This window comes from Bradyrhizobium sp. USDA 3240 (assembly GCF_054063295.1).
Genome location: NZ_JBSSGD010000002.1, coordinates 3017333 through 3031676, shown reverse-complemented (window position 1 = coordinate 3031676; position 14344 = coordinate 3017333). Strand labels below are relative to the sequence as shown.

General features: G+C 65.3%; 14 protein-coding genes and 1 other RNA gene. 6 read left to right on the top strand and 9 right to left on the bottom strand.

Annotated elements, in window-relative coordinates; genetic code table 11:
* The first annotated feature begins 81 nt into the window (after window positions 1-81).
* The gene (locus ACVIGA_RS15155; protein WP_456666996.1) at window positions 82-1215 is read left to right on the top strand and encodes an AAA family ATPase; all 1134 of its coding nucleotides are present in this window, start codon (window positions 82-84) and stop codon (window positions 1213-1215) included.
* Window positions 1216-1229: 14 nt separating this feature from the next.
* Here ACVIGA_RS15155 and ACVIGA_RS15150 read toward each other — a convergent pair whose 3' ends face one another.
* The 8 genes from ACVIGA_RS15150 to tkt all read right to left on the bottom strand — a co-directional run bounded on the left by ACVIGA_RS15150 (window position 1230) and on the right by tkt (window position 10822).
* Window positions 1230-2024: an inositol monophosphatase family protein gene (locus tag ACVIGA_RS15150; protein WP_223966777.1), complete on the bottom strand. Its 795-nt coding sequence runs from the start codon at window positions 2022-2024 to the stop codon at window positions 1230-1232.
* 219 nt (window positions 2025-2243) lie between these two features.
* A complete protein-coding gene (locus ACVIGA_RS15145; protein WP_456666995.1) occupies window positions 2244-3317 on the bottom strand; it encodes a tetratricopeptide repeat protein in 1074 nt (357 codons plus the stop codon).
* A gap of 7 nt (window positions 3318-3324) precedes the next feature.
* A complete protein-coding gene (locus tag ACVIGA_RS15140; RefSeq protein ID WP_456666994.1) occupies window positions 3325-4002 on the bottom strand; it encodes a thiamine phosphate synthase in 678 nt (225 codons plus the stop codon).
* On the bottom strand, window positions 4003-5028 hold the full coding sequence (locus ACVIGA_RS15135; RefSeq protein WP_097673656.1) for a class I fructose-bisphosphate aldolase: 1026 nt from the start codon (window positions 5026-5028) through the stop codon (window positions 4003-4005). It abuts the gene before it with no gap.
* A gap of 189 nt (window positions 5029-5217) precedes the next feature.
* A complete protein-coding gene (gene fba / locus ACVIGA_RS15130) occupies window positions 5218-6285 on the bottom strand; it encodes a class II fructose-bisphosphate aldolase (protein WP_456666993.1) in 1068 nt (355 codons plus the stop codon).
* Window positions 6286-6327: 42 nt separating this feature from the next.
* Window positions 6328-7524, bottom strand: a complete 1197-nt coding sequence (locus ACVIGA_RS15125) for a phosphoglycerate kinase (RefSeq protein ID WP_456666992.1) — start codon at window positions 7522-7524, stop codon at window positions 6328-6330.
* Window positions 7525-7668: 144 nt separating this feature from the next.
* On the bottom strand, window positions 7669-8676 hold the full coding sequence (gap, locus tag ACVIGA_RS15120; protein ID WP_173638784.1) for a type I glyceraldehyde-3-phosphate dehydrogenase: 1008 nt from the start codon (window positions 8674-8676) through the stop codon (window positions 7669-7671).
* Between the two features lie 163 nt (window positions 8677-8839).
* Window positions 8840-10822: a transketolase gene (gene tkt, locus ACVIGA_RS15115; protein WP_420968699.1), complete on the bottom strand. Its 1983-nt coding sequence runs from the start codon at window positions 10820-10822 to the stop codon at window positions 8840-8842.
* Between the two features lie 337 nt (window positions 10823-11159).
* Between tkt and ACVIGA_RS15110 the strand changes: the two genes are divergently transcribed.
* Both ACVIGA_RS15110 and ACVIGA_RS15105 read left to right on the top strand, forming a co-directional pair.
* A complete protein-coding gene (locus ACVIGA_RS15110) occupies window positions 11160-11480 on the top strand; it encodes a DUF4164 domain-containing protein (protein ID WP_223966784.1) in 321 nt (106 codons plus the stop codon).
* On the top strand, window positions 11477-11860 hold the full coding sequence (locus ACVIGA_RS15105) for a cell division protein ZapA (protein ID WP_092123645.1): 384 nt from the start codon (window positions 11477-11479) through the stop codon (window positions 11858-11860). The genes ACVIGA_RS15110 and ACVIGA_RS15105 overlap by 4 nt, the downstream gene beginning before the upstream one ends.
* Before the next feature lie 113 nt (window positions 11861-11973).
* On the opposite strand, the gene ACVIGA_RS15100 is transcribed toward ACVIGA_RS15105, so the two are convergent.
* Window positions 11974-12450, bottom strand: coding sequence for a PaaI family thioesterase (locus ACVIGA_RS15100; protein WP_456666991.1), 477 nt, complete (start codon window positions 12448-12450; stop codon window positions 11974-11976).
* Between the two features lie 135 nt (window positions 12451-12585).
* Between ACVIGA_RS15100 and ACVIGA_RS15095 the strand changes: the two genes are divergently transcribed.
* The 3 genes from ACVIGA_RS15095 (at window position 12586) to ACVIGA_RS15085 (ending at window position 14342) form a co-directional block, all read left to right on the top strand.
* Window positions 12586-13215, top strand: coding sequence for a TetR/AcrR family transcriptional regulator (locus ACVIGA_RS15095; RefSeq protein ID WP_456666990.1), 630 nt, complete (start codon window positions 12586-12588; stop codon window positions 13213-13215).
* A 186-nt stretch (window positions 13216-13401) separates the two neighbouring features.
* Window positions 13402-13562, top strand: a non-coding RNA gene (gene ssrS / locus ACVIGA_RS15090) — 6S RNA.
* 201 nt (window positions 13563-13763) lie between these two features.
* Window positions 13764-14342 (top strand): 5-formyltetrahydrofolate cyclo-ligase, encoded by a 579-nt coding sequence (locus ACVIGA_RS15085; protein ID WP_456666989.1) that lies wholly within the window; start codon window positions 13764-13766, stop codon window positions 14340-14342.
* Window positions 14343-14344: the final 2 nt, after the last annotated feature.

The following is a 14344-nucleotide window of genomic DNA, read 5'->3' as shown; positions in this document are numbered from 1 at the left end:
CTTTCGCAAGCCGGCCAATCCAGATTGCATCTCTGGATTGAACGGGGAGCGTGGAGGCAACCCGGGAATTGAGGGCATGTGATGCGGCCGACCGATATTGCGATCTCGAACTATCGCTCCATTCGGCGGCTCACCATGCCCATTCAGCCGCTGTCGGTCTTCGTCGGCGAGAACGGCGTCGGCAAATCCAATCTCTACAAGTCCCTGTCGCTGCTGCGCGACGCGGCGACCGGCCGGATCACGCGCACCATCGCCGATGAAGGTGGATTGAACTCGGTCTGCTGGTCCGGCATTCGCAGGCGGGGCGAGGATGGACGGCTGCGGCTGGCGGCCAGATTCGAACATGTCAATTACGCGATCGAGCTCGGACATCCCGGCCCGGTCGGGGCGGCGTTTCCCGGCGAGCCGATGATCAAGTCCGAACGCATCGAGGCGATCCACGGCAAGCGGAAAGTCCTGATGATGGAGCGGACCAATTCGCACGTCAGCGTCCGCGGCGAGAGCGGCGCCTGGAGCGAGCACAAGAATGCGGTGCTGCCGTCGGAAACCGCGCTCGCGGATTTCCTCGACGGCAAAGCGTGCCCGGAAATCGACCTGATCCGAAACGCGCTGCAGAGCTGGCGCTTCTATCACGATTTTCGTACCGATCCGGCATCGCCGATCCGCAAACCCTGTCTAGCGATCACCACGCCGTCGCTGAGCGCCGATGGCAGCGATCTGGCTGCCGCCTTGGCAACGCTCAGCGCGATCAGGCAGGATGCGGCCGACCTGCAGGATGCGATCGACGACGCGTTCCCGGGCGCCGAGTTGCGGGCATGGGCGGACAACGGGCGGTGTGAATTCGAGCTGCAGCAGGCGGACGTGCCGCGTCCGTTCAAGGCGCACGAACTATCCGACGGCACGCTGAAATATATCTGCCTGCTCGCCGTGTTCATGGGCTATCGGCTGCCGCCGTTCATCGCGCTGAACGAACCCGAGACCAGCCTGCATCCATCGCTGCTGGCGCCGTTGGCGAGGCTGATCGCCAGGGCCTCGCGCCGTGCAGACATCTGGATCGTCACCCATTCGGAACATCTGATGGAGGCGTTGCGAACCGAGAGCTCGGTCCCGCTTCGCCGGGTGATCAAGGCGAAGGGCGCCACCACGATCGAGGGGCTGACGCTCGGTGGTGAATTTCGTGACGGCGACGACGACGAAGATGATGACGACGATTAGATCGCGCCGTCGCGTTACTGCCCGAGCGGCTTCAGGATCTTGATCAGCTCGCCATGCACGAACTCGTTGCCGCAGACGACGTGGCCGGTCTGCAGCGGGTCGTCACTGCCCTGGATGCCGGAGACGGTGCCGCCGGCTTCCCGGACCATCAGCAGACCGGCTGCGACATCCCAGGACTGCAGATTGCGTTCCCAATAGCCGTCGAGGCGGCCGGCGGCGACGAAGGCGAGGTCGAGCGAGGCGGCGCCGAAGCGGCGGAAGCCTGCGACCTTGCTCTGCAGCGCGGCCATCTCCTGCAGCGCCAGCTGATGGTTGCCGCGGCCGATATGCGGCAGGCCGCAGGCGACCACGCATTCGTTGAGCTGGCGGCGGCCGGCGACGCGCAGCCGCTGGTCGTTGAGGAATGCGCCCTTGCCGCGCTCGGCAATGTAGAGCTCATCATTGGCGGGATTGTAGATCACGCCCGCGATGATCGTGTCTTCGCGCTGAAGCCCGATCGAGATCGCGAATTGCGGGATGCCGTGCAGGAAGTTGGTGGTGCCGTCCAGCGGATCGACGATCCAGGTGTGGCTCTTGTCGCTGCCCTCGCGCTTGCCGCCTTCCTCTCCGAGGAAGCCGTAACCGGGCCGGGCCTTTTCGAGGTCGGTGTAGAGCATCTCCTCGGCGCGCTTGTCGGCGAGCGAGACGAAATTCGCCGGGCCCTTCAGCGACACCTGGAGGTGTTCGATCTCGCCGAGGTCGCGCTTGAGGCTGCGGCCGGCGCGGCGCGCGGCCTTGACCATGACATTGATGAGGGCGGAGTAGAGCATGATGAAGGTTTTCTTTGCGATTGTGCTGGGGGGCCGGCCCAAGCGTGGTCCCGTCATCCTGAGGAGCGCGGAACGCGCGTCTCGAAGGATGAACGGCCACCAGCCGGGCCGTTTATCCTTCGAGGCTCGCTCCGCTCGCACCTCAGGATGACGGGAAACGGCCTGCGGCGCCTTGGATTGCCGGACTGGGTGCCCTCTGGAGGCCGCCCCGTCAAGGCGTCATTTGACGTTGTTTCCGATCCATTTTCGCGCGGCTGCCTCGCCCTTGGCGCGGTCTTCCGGGCTCATATCGGCGAGAATGTCGTCGAGGTCGGGGTCGCCCTTGCCGGCCGTCTTGGCGACCGTGTGCCATTTCAGCGCCTCGACCTTGTCCACCGGGGCGCCGGCGCCGGTCGCCAGCACGTGGGCGAGGCGGTTCTGCGCGATCGCGCTGTTCTGCCGGGCCGCCTTGCGCAGCATCGCCACCGCCGCCGGCACGTTCCGCGGTGTGCCGCTGCCGTTGTAGAGCGCGATAGCATACTCGACCTCGGCGTCGACATTGTCGGCCAGCGAGGCGGCCTGCAGCAGCCGGGCCGCCTTTTCGAGGTCCTTCGGCACGCCGGTGCCTTCCTTGTAGAAGGTCGCGAGCGCGTATTGCGCCTCGGGGCTGCCGGCGTCCGCAGCCATCCGCAGCAGCTCGGCGGAACGCTTGAGGTCCTGCGGCAGGGTTTGGCCGTCGAGATAGAGCAGCGCGAGGTTATAGGCCGCCTTCGGTTCGCCGAGCTTGGCCGACGAGGCCAGCAGCTTGACCGCGGAATCCTTGTCCACCGCGCCGCCACGGCCCGCGATCCGCATCATCGCGAGCGCAAACATCGCCTCGCGGTCGCCGGCATCGGACGCGCGCTTGTACCAGTCGTCGGCCTTGACGTAGTCGCGCTTGACGCCGAGCCCGTTGGCATAGAGCTCGCCCAGCATCGTCATGGCCTTGGCATCGTTGTTGTTCTGGGCGCGCACCAGCGCCAGGTCGAATGCGGTCTTGTACATGCCGCGCTGATAGGCGCCGTAGACGAGGTCGACATTGGGATCATCAGGCGTCGGGGTCGGCGAGGGCGTCGGGGTGGCCGTTGGTGTGGCGGCAGGCTTCGGCGCGGGCTTCTTCGCGACGGGCGCATGCACCTTCGGCTTCTCTTTCGGCGCCTCCTTCTTCGCGGGCGGCGGTGTCTGTGCCGGCGGCGTGATCGAGAGCTGCGCCATCGCACCGCTCGCCAGCATCATGCAGCCGAGCGCAACACCTATCGGACGCAGGCGATTCATTCCGGCGTCATCCCTCGGCCTTGGCCGTGCCCAACGTGCCGGCATGCGCCTCTGCAATCGCTGCGCCGATCTCGGCGAGCGCGGTCTTGGCGCCGCGCGGATCGGACCAGATGAAATCTCCGACCAGCACGAAATCCGCGCCGGCCGCGGCGAACGCCTCGGCCTCCTCGCGCGAGGTCGCAAAGCCGACGCAGGGCGGCTCGAACAATTCGTCCCACCATTCCAGACGCTCGGCGATCGCCTCAAGCGAGGGGCGCTGTCCGTTGGCGTCGGGCTCGCCGAACAGCACATAATCGGCGCCGGCTTCGCCCGCGGCCATGGAATCGTGGCGCGTCGCGAGCCCGCCGACGCCTGCGATGCGGTCGGGCTTCAGCGAAGGCATCGCCTCTTCCATCGCGGCGAGGCCGGTCAGGTGCGCGCCATCGGCGCCGGCGCGGGCCACGATTTCGGGATGGCCGTCGATCAGCAGCGCCGCACCCGCGTTCTGGATCGCGGGCGCCAGCGCCTTGATGGTGGAGATCATGCTGCGCGGATCGGTCTCGCGCAGCCGCACCAATACGGCCGCGACATCGGCCGCAGCGAGCAGGTCGGCAAGCTCGACCGCAAGCCGCGACGGCTCGTCGATCGGCGGAATTGCCAGATAGAGGCGCGGCGCCGGCCGCGGCGGAACGGGCTTGGTCGCCAACTATGCCGCCTGTTTCTCGAGGCCGGCTTCCCAATTGCCGGTGCTCGCCAGCCCGTTCATCCGGGCGCGATGCGAGAAGGCGCGCTGGCCCGCCGGGACGTTGTCGGGCTTGCCGGACCACGCCTTCTGCGGCGCGGCCTGCAGCGCACGGCCATAGGAGAAGGTCAGCCGCCAGGGCAAATGGCCGATCTTGTTCATGGCGTCGAGATGCGCGGTCGCTTCCTCGTCGCTTTGTCCGCCGGAGAGGAAGGCGATGCCGGGCACCGCGGCCGGCACGCAGCTCTTGAGCAGGCGGATGGTCTTCTCGGCGACTTCCTGCACCGACGCCTGCTTCGGGCACTTCTTGCCCGAGATAACCATGTTGGGCTTCAGGATCATGCCCTCGAGCGCGACGCGCTGCACCCGCAATTCCTGGAAGGTGCGGTTCAGCACGCGCTGCGTCACCTCATAGCAGCGGTCGATGTCGTGATCGCCGTCCATCAACACCTCCGGCTCGACGATAGGCACGATCTGCGCGGCCTGGCACAGCGCGGCATAGCGCGCCAGCGCATGCGCATTGACGCGGACTGCGGTCTGGGTCGGGATTCGCGGCCCGATATCGATCACAGCACGCCACTTCGCAAAGCGCGCACCGCGCTCGTAATATTTCTTCAAGCGCTCGGCGAGCTTGTCGAGGCCGACGGTGACGAGTTCGCCGGGGCAGTTCGGCAGCGCCTGGGTGCCTTCGTCGACCTTGATGCCGGGAATGCTGCCGGCCTGCTCGATCAGCTTGACCAGCGGCGTGCCGTCCTTGGCATTCTGCCAGATCGTCTCGTCGTAGAGGATGACGCCGGAGATGTACTTGCTCATCGCCTCCTGCGAGCGGAACAGCATCTCGCGATAGTCGCGGCGACTGTCTTCGGTCGAATCGACCTTGATGGCGTCGAAACGCTTCTTGATGGTGCCGGAGGATTCGTCGGCGGCGAGGATGCCCTTGCCCGGGGTGACCATGGCGAGCGCAATTTTGTTGAGGTCAGCGAGGTTCATCGGGGGCGTTCTCCGGAGCCATTGCCTTTGCAAACCAAAATAGGCGGTTCTCGGGCAAATGCCTAGAAAACGTTCGTCGCGGCCGATGTTTGTCGTAGCCGGCGATCAAGCCCCGGGACACCGTTTCCGACTGCGTCAGAACCGGTGTCCCGCCTTAATGATTCAGGCGAGAAGTTGTCAGGCGGTTTCTCAAGCAACCTTGGGATCGAGCGCGCCCGCGGCGTAGCGCTTGGCCATTTCCGCCGTGGTCAGCACCTTCTTGATCTTGCTGGCCTGGCCCGCGGTGTTGAACTCCTGCAGGCGCTGCTTGCACAGCTTGGTCATCGCCTCCATCGCGGGCTTCAGGTATTTGCGCGGATCGAACTCTTCCGGATTGTCCTTCAGCACCTTGCGGATCTGGCCGGTCATCGCCATCCGGTTGTCGGTGTCGATGTTGATCTTGCGTACGCCGTTCTTGATGCCGCGCTGGATCTCGGCGACCGGCACGCCCCAGGTCGGTTTCATCTTGCCGCCATTGGCGTTGATGATCTCCTGCAGTTCCTGCGGCACCGACGAGGAGCCGTGCATCACGAGATGCGTGTTCGGCAGCTTGCGATGGATTTCCTCGATCACATTCATGGCGAGGATGTCGCCGTCTGGCTTGCGGGTGAACTTGTAGGCGCCGTGCGAGGTGCCCATCGCAATCGCCAGCGCGTCGACCTTGGTTTCCTTGACGAACTTCACGGCCTCGTCGGGATTGGTCAGCAGCTGGTCATGCGACAGCTTGCCCTCGGCCCCGTGGCCGTCTTCCTTGTCGCCCATGCCGGTCTCGAGCGAGCCGAGCACGCCGAGCTCGCCTTCCACCGAGATGCCGCCGAGATGGGCCATGCCGGTCACGGTCTTGGTGACGCCGACATTGTAGTCCCAATCGCCGGGGGTCTTGCCGTCGGCCTTCAGCGAGCCGTCCATCATGACGGAGGTGAAGCCGGCCTGGATCGCGGTCATGCAGGTGGCGGGCTCGTTGCCGTGGTCGAGATGCACGCAAACCGGGATCTGCGGGTAGATCTCGGTGACGGCATCCATCATGTGCTTGAGCATGACGTCATTGGCGTAGGACCGCGCACCGCGCGAGGCCTGGATGATGACGGGCGCGTCGACCTCGGAGGCCGCGGCCATGATCGCCAGGGCCTGCTCCATGTTGTTGATGTTGAAGGCAGGTACGCCGTAATCATGCTCGGCCGCGTGATCGAGCAGTTGCCGCAATGTTATGCGAGCCATTCCATTTCTCCCTGGTGTGCGCGTTCGCGGATGTGACCTAAATCAACGGTTTTTCAAAACTTCGACGCCCGGCAGCGGCTTGCCTTCCATCCATTCAAGAAACGCGCCGCCCGCGGTCGATACGTAGGAAAAATCGCCGGCCACGCCCGCCTGGTTGAGCGCCGCGACGGTATCGCCGCCGCCGGCGACCGAGACCAGCTTCCTGGCTTTGGTGCGTTCGGCGGCATGCTTGGCCGACACCACAGTGCCGCGGTCGAACGGCGTCAATTCGAAGGCGCCGAGCGGTCCGTTCCAGACCAGCGTCGCGGCATCGTCGATCGCAGCATGGATCCGCGCGATCGATTGCGGGCCGACGTCGAGGATCATGCCGTCGGCCGGGATCGCGTCGAGGCCATAGGCGTGCGACGGCGCATTGGCGGCGAACTGGTTGGCGACGACAGCATCAACGGGGAGGATGATCGCGCAATTCGCCGCATTGGCCTTCTCCATGATCCGCAGCGCGGTCGCGGCGAGGTCCTTCTCGGCGAGCGACTTGCCGACGCCGATACCTTGCGCGTGCAGGAAGGTGTTGGCCATGCCGCCGCCGATCACCAGCGCGTCGACCTTGTTCACGAGGTTTTCCAAGAGATCGATCTTGGTCGAGACCTTGGCGCCGCCGATGATCGCGATCACGGGCTTGGTCGGGGCTTCCAGCGCCTTGCCGAGCGCGTCGAGCTCGGCCTGCATGGTGCGGCCGGCATAGGCCGGCAGCTTGTGGCCGAGGCCTTCGGTCGAGGCGTGGGCGCGGTGCGCGGCGGAGAAGGCGTCGTTGACCCAGATGTCGCCGAGCTTGGCGAGTTCAGCGACGAAGCCGGCGTCGTTCTTTTCCTCTTCCTTGTGGAAGCGGGTGTTCTCGAGACAGAGGATGTCGCCGTCCTTGAGGGCCGCAACCGCGTTGGCGGCCGGCTCGCCGATGCAGTCCTCGGCGAAGGCGACCGGGCGCTTGATCACCTTCGACAGCGCTTCCGCGACCGGCTTCAGCGACTCCTTGGGATCGCGGCCCTTGGGCCGGCCGAAATGGGCGAGCAAAATTACCTTGCCGCCCTTGTCGGAAATCTCGGTGATGGTGGGCGCAACGCGCTCGAGCCGTGTCGCGTCGGTGACGCGGCCGCCTTCCATGGGAACGTTGAGGTCGACGCGCAGCAGCACGCGCTTGCCCTTCACGTTGACGTCGTCGAGGGTGCGGAACGATTTGGTCATGGGCGTTTCCTGTGCCGCGGCCGGACATCGCCGTCCAAGGGATGGCATTGCTTTCGCTTGCTTATGTCGCAGCCATTCACGTCGCGAATGCGGGGCAAACACGCAGATGCCCGGCGCTGGGCCGGGCATCTCGGGTGGTCGGTGTTAGATCAGCTTGCCGATCGCAACGGCGGTGTCGGCCATGCGGTTCGAGAAGCCCCACTCATTGTCGTACCAGGCCATCACGCGCACTAGCGTGCCGTTCTGCACCTTGGTCTGATCCATGTGGAAGGTGGCCGAGTGCGGATCGTGGTTGAAGTCGATCGAGACGTTCGGCGCGGTGGTGAAGCCGAGGATGCCCTTGAGCTGCTGCTCGGAGGCGCGCTTCATCGCCTCGTTGATTTCCTTGGCGTCGGTGGCGCGCTTGGCGACGATCTTCAGGTCGATCACCGAGACGTTCGGGGTCGGCACGCGGATCGAGACGCCGTCGAGCTTGCCCTTCAGTTCCGGCAGCACCAGGCCGATGGCCTTTGCTGCACCGGTCGAGGTCGGGATCATCGACATCGCCGCGGCGCGGCCGCGATAGAGATCCTTGTGCAGGGTGTCGAGCGTCGGCTGGTCGCCGGTATAGGCGTGGATCGTGGTCATGAAGCCGGTTTCGATGCCGACCGTCTCGTTCAACACCTTGGCAACCGGCGCGAGGCAGTTGGTGGTGCAGGAACCGTTGGAGACGACGAGCTGATCCTTGTTCAGCGTGTCGTGGTTGACGCCGTAGACGATGGTGGCGTCAGCGCCATCGGCCGGGGCCGAGACCAGCACGCGCTTGGCGCCGGCGGTGAGGTGCGCAGAGGCCTTGTCCTTGGCAGTGAAGATGCCGGTACATTCCAGCGCGATGTCGACGCCGAGGGCCTTCCACGGCAGCTTGGAGGGATCGCGCTCGGCCGAGACCTTGATCTTGTTGTCGCCGACGCTGATCGAATCGCCGTCGACAGTCACGGTGCCCGGAAAGCGGCCATGCACGGAATCGAAGCGCAGCAGGTGTGCGTTGGTCTCGACCGGGCCGAGGTCGTTGATACCGACCACCTCGATGTCCTTGCGGCCGGACTCGGCGATGGCGCGCAACACATTGCGGCCGATACGCCCAAACCCGTTGATCGCGACGCGGATTGCCATGCTGTGTCTCCTCTAAAAGCTGCTGCCGGCCCCGTGGGAGGTGTCCCACGAGGGTTTTACGGCGGAACGCCCGGTTCAGCCGGACGCGAGCGGAAAAGATGGAGCTTTGGTAATCCTTTTTCGCGGCAAGCTCAACCTTCGACCGGCGGGTGTCAGGCCGGCGTCAGACGCGCTTCAGGGCAGCGTTAACGACGGCCTCCGCAGTAATGCCGAAATGCGGGAAAAGGTCCTTCGCTGGGGCGCTGGCGCCGAAACCGTGCATGCCGACGAATTCACCGTCGCGGCCGATCACGGCATCCCAGCCCCAGCGCACCGCGGCCTCGATCGCGATCTTGACCGGGGCGTTGCCGATGACGGCATTTTGCCGCTCGGCGGGCTGCGCCAGCAGCAATTCCAGCGACGGGACCGAGACGACCCGCGTCGCGATGCCGCGCCCGGCGAGCTGCTTCTGCGCCTCGACCGCGATCTGGACCTCGGAACCGGAGGCGAACAATGACACTTTTGCGTCGCCTTGCGCCGCGACCAGCTCGTAGGCGCCGTGGCTGCACGGATTGTCGTTCGGCGCCGTGGTGCGGAGCTGCGGCAAGTTCTGGCGGGTCAGCGCCAACACGGTCGGCCCGTCGATCCGGTTGAGCGCGAGTTCCCAGCACTCGGCGGTCTCGACTGCGTCGCAGGGACGGAACACGCGCATGTTGGGCATCGCGCGCAGCGCGGAGAGATGCTCGACCGGTTGGTGCGTCGGGCCGTCCTCGCCGAGGCCGATCGAATCGTGGGTCATCACATAGACGACGCCGGTGCCCATCAGCGCCGACAGCCGCATCGCGCCGCGCGCATAGTCGGTGAACACCAGGAAGGTGGCGCCGTTCGGCGCGAAGCCGCCATGCAGGAAGATGCCGTTGAGGCACGCCGCCATGCCGTGCTCGCGGATGCCGTAATGGATGAAGCGGCCCTTCGGGGTCTTGGCGGCGAACCCGACCGCCGACTTCGCCTTGTTGTTGTTGGAGCCGGTGAGGTCGGCAGAGCCGGCCACGAATTCCATCGGCATCGCGGCGGCGATCACTTCGATCGCGGCTTCCGACGATTTGCGGGTCGCGACGTTGAGCGGATTTTCCAAGAGGCCCTTCTTGAAGGCGCGCAGCCCCTTGGCGAGCGACTGCGGCCGCTCGTGACGCAGGCGGCGCTCGAACTCGGCGCGCTTGCGGTTGCCGAGCTGCGCGAACTGCTCGTCCCATGCCTTGTGCTCGGCGGCCCCGCGGGCACCCGCCTCGCGCCAGGCCTTCAGCACGTCGTCGGGCACCGAGAACGGCTCGAGCGAGATGCCGAGCTTCTCCTTGGCACCCTTGAGCTCGGCGGCGCCGAGCGCCTCGCCATGCGCCTTGGCGGTGCCGGCCCTGGTCGGTGCGCCGAAGCCGATCGTGGTCTTGCACGCGATCATCGAAGGCTTGCTGGATTTCTGCGCGCGGGTGATCGCAGCGGCAATCGCCTGCGGATCATGGCCGTCGATCAATTCGGCGGCCCAGCCGGCCGACTTGAAGCGCTTCACCTGGTCGACGGAATCGGAGATCGAGGTCGGGCCGTCGATCGAGATGCCGTTGTCGTCGTACAGCACGATCATCTTGTTGAGACGCCAGTGGCCGGCGAGCGCGATCGCTTCCTGCGAGATGCCTTCCATCAGGTCGCCGTCGGAGGCGAGCACATAGGTGTGGTGGCTGACGATCTTCTTGCCGAACTCCGCGGCGAGCATCTTCTCGGCGAGCGCCATGCCGACCGCGGTGGCAATGCCCTGGCCGAGCGGGCCGGTGGTGGTCTCGATGCCCTTGGTATGGAAGTTCTCCGGGTGTCCCGGCGTCAGCGATCCGAGCTGACGGAAGTGCTTGAGCTGGTCGAGCGTCATGTCCTTGTTGCCGGTGAGGTACAGCAACGCATAGAGCAGCATCGAGCCGTGGCCGGCCGAGAGCACGAAGCGGTCGCGATCGGGCCACGCCGTGTCGGCGGCATCGAATTTCAGGAATTTGGTGAACAGGACGGTCGCGATGTCGGCGGCGCCCATCGGCAGGCCCGGATGGCCGGAATTCGCCTTCTCGACGGCGTCCATGGCAAGGCCACGGATCGCATTGGCCATACGGGTGTGATCGACCTGCGTCATGATGAAAAGTCCGCCTGGAATGAGGAGCTGAATGCTGGACGCATCGGGGCGGGCAGCCGCGATACGCGCGTGGATGGCCTTACGGGTTGGAGGGTGGATTAGCACCTCAATTCCGCAAGTCCAAGGCGATGAAACGCCCCAAAACGGGGAAAAGTTGCTCAAAACGGCCCAATTTCATTGAACGGTGCATAGTTCGGCGCCGCCGTTGCGCTCGGCTCGCTTGCCACGTAAATTTCATCCGCTAACCGCTTGCCGAACCGCCAGTTTTGCCGTGCGGCAGGCTTGTTTCCGGCAGGCTACCCCAGCCGACCAATTTGAAGGGTCCACACCGCGTGTCATGAGTGATCGTCTCGCCAACGGGTCTGGCAATACCGAGGCACCGCTCGCCGATATCGATGCTGCGACAAAGCGGCTGATGGCAGCGCTCGATGCGCTGGAGAGCTCCGTGGAGCGGCGCCGTGAGGCCGACCGCGACGAAAACGAATTGGCGAGCCGGATCCAGGCGCTCGGCGCCGATCGCTCCAGGCTTGCCGATGAGCTCGACGGATCGCTGGTCAAGACGCGTAAGCTCGAGCGCGTCAATCGCGACATCGCGGAAAAGCTCGACGCGGCGATCGGCACCATTCGCGCCGTGCTCGATGGCGGAGAAGGCAGATGAGCCACATCAACGTCACCATCAATGGCCGGCAATACCGGATGGCCTGCGAGGAGGGCCAGGAGGTGCGGCTCCTGAAGCTCGCGGAAAATCTCCAGCAGCGCGTCGAATCGCTGCGCGGCAAGTTCGGCGAGATCGGCGATGCGCGGCTCACCGTGATGGCGGCGCTCACCGCCTGCGACGAGCTGGTCGATGCCGGCGCACGCATCCGCAGCCTTGAGGAAGAGGTCGAGCAACTGCGCAATGCCCGCACGGCCGCCACCGACCGCGCCCGCGCGACCCAGACCGCGGTCTCCAATGCGCTCAACGCCGCCGCCGAGCGGATCGAGCGCACCACGCAGGTGCTCAACCGCACCATCGGCGGCGGCATCGCGATCGGCTGAAGTTCGCGGCAGCTTCACCTGCGGGGAGACAGGCCGGACTGATATGACCGGACGCCGCTGGATGCGATCTATTGGCCTGCATCTGCCAACGATCGTCCGCCGGACCGAACGAGTCAGCGCTCCGGCCGCACCGCGACCCGGTATGTCGACGTGATATGAGCGCAAGGCTCAGGTTCGCCGTCGGAAGTCAGCCAGCATTCGAGATAATGCAGGCGGCGGCCGCGACGCACGATGCGCGCCTCCGCGATCAAATCCGAAGCCCTGGCTGGCCGCAGGAAGGTGATGTTGAAGGCTGCCATCACCGGGATGACGTTGGCTCCGAGGGCCGCCAGAACGCAGCCGTACATCGTGGTGTCGGCAAGGCCCATCACCATCGGTCCCGAAAACACGCCGCCGCTGCCGTCTTGCCACAGCTCGGCTCCCATGAACGCCTGCTGATACGGAAGCCGGACACGGATCGCGTTCGGTCCGACATTCTCGACGATCTCGCCGTGGTGGTCGATGCTCGGCAGGTTTCGGATGATCGCCCGCCGCACCTGTTCGGCATCCAGCAGAGGTTCAATGGAGCGTGCCGTCTCGTGTTCACGCATGGTGCTCTCCGGGAGAAACTCTGGACTACGCCTGGCGTCGGAAGTCCTCGGGGCCGCGGCGCCGACATGCGCTTGCCCAAGCCAAATAACGGTGTTATTATTTGGAAACAGTGTTACATAGCTGGCAAGGAGTCAATGTCTGCCGCGGCGCAAACCTATCAGCAGACCCTCGACCTTCATCGTCGTCGTGTGATCGTTGACGCCGCGCGTCGTGTATTTGAGACCACCGGCCTCGAGGGCGCATCGATCAGGGCGATCGCGCAAATGGCCGGGTGCACGACCGGCGCGATCTACCCGCTGTTTCGGTCGAAGGAGGAAGTGTTCGCGGCGGTGCTGGGTGAATCGCTGTCGGCAGTCACTGAAGAAGTCAGGGCCGCGATGGACGGCATCGCTGTTCCCGCGAAATCGCTTCGACGGGGGACCCTTGCAATATACAAATATTACGACGCGCATCCGTCGGAGCTGACGCTGTCGCTCGTGCTGTTCAATGGGGACCGCAAGAAGAAGCTCGGGTCCGGATTGGATGAGGCCCTCAAGCGGCAACTGGACGCTCTGCTCGCTCTGCTCGCGGAGCAGGTCCGCAAGGCCACGGTGAAGCCGTTTCTGCCGATGGTCCGCATCGAGGCCACCGCGCTTGTCACCCATCTGGTCGGGTTGCTCGTGCTCAAGCACGGGGGAAGGATCGACGTGCTCGGCAACAACGCGCCGGTTCTGCTGGCGCACTACACCAGGAACATGGTTGCGCGGCTGAGCGGCGGAGGCTGATTGAAGCGCCAGTTCGGTCGGCGATCAGCCGGCGGGGCCGGCTTGGGTCGCCCGCTTCGTCCGGCGCCGCGACGGAGCGCACATTTTCCACTGCTGTGGAAGCCGAGCACAGCGCCGGCGCCCTGATTTGCGGAAGTCCGCCCCTTGCCGCTGGCGGAACCGGCACTTCGTCGCTACATTGGCCCTGCGAAGCTGCGTCGTGCGTCAGGAGCCATATATCCCCGGGGCCTTATCGATCCTTTAGGGAACTGTCCCTGGCCGGGTCCGTGGACCCGGACATATGGTGCCCACCTACTTTCGTAGGGAACTCCGGGATCGAGCGCTCCAACGGCCTCTGCGGCTTCGCACTGATTTTTGTTGTTGCCTTGTCGTCGCGCTGCGGCGGTTTGATTAGCAGTTTCCCCGCAATGGGTCTCGTCATCGGCTCGTCCGCTGGCAGGGTCCTTGCCGGGGTGTCCAGTGCGCCGCGGCCTGGTCAAACGAATGCTAGCGTTTCTGGAGTGCCGGCTCGTTCGCGTTTTGCGGACGATGACAGCGGAAGATGGATCATGCACGCAGCTCCATCGAAGGCCGAGCTTCGGGCACTTGCTCTCGCCAAGCGCGACGCGCTGAGCGATGAGCAGCGTGCGACGGCTGCCGAGGCGCTCGCCAAGCGCGGCGCGCCGTTCGAGATCACGCAAGGCATGATCATCTCGGGCTATGCACCGATCCGCAGCGAACTCGATCCGGCGCCGCTGATGAAGAAGCTTGCCGAAAGGGGTGCGCGGCTTGCGCTGCCATGCATCAATGCGCGCGGCCAGTCGCTGACCTTCCGCAGCTGGTCGCCGCAGGACCGGCTGATGCTCGGGCCGCTCGGCATTCCCGAGCCGTCGCCGGCCGCGGCCGAGGTGCATCCCGATGTGATGCTGGTGCCGCTCGCGGCATTCGACAAGCTCGGCCACCGCATCGGCTACGGCGCCGGCTATTACGACTATACCTTTGCACATCTGCGCAAGGCCAAACATGTGATCGGGGTGGGGGTCGCCTTTGCTGCACAGGAAACCAAGGCGATTCCGGCGCTGTCGCACGACGTCCCGCTCGATTATGTGCTAACGGAGCGCAAGACGTTCGATTTCCGGAGTAGCTAGCC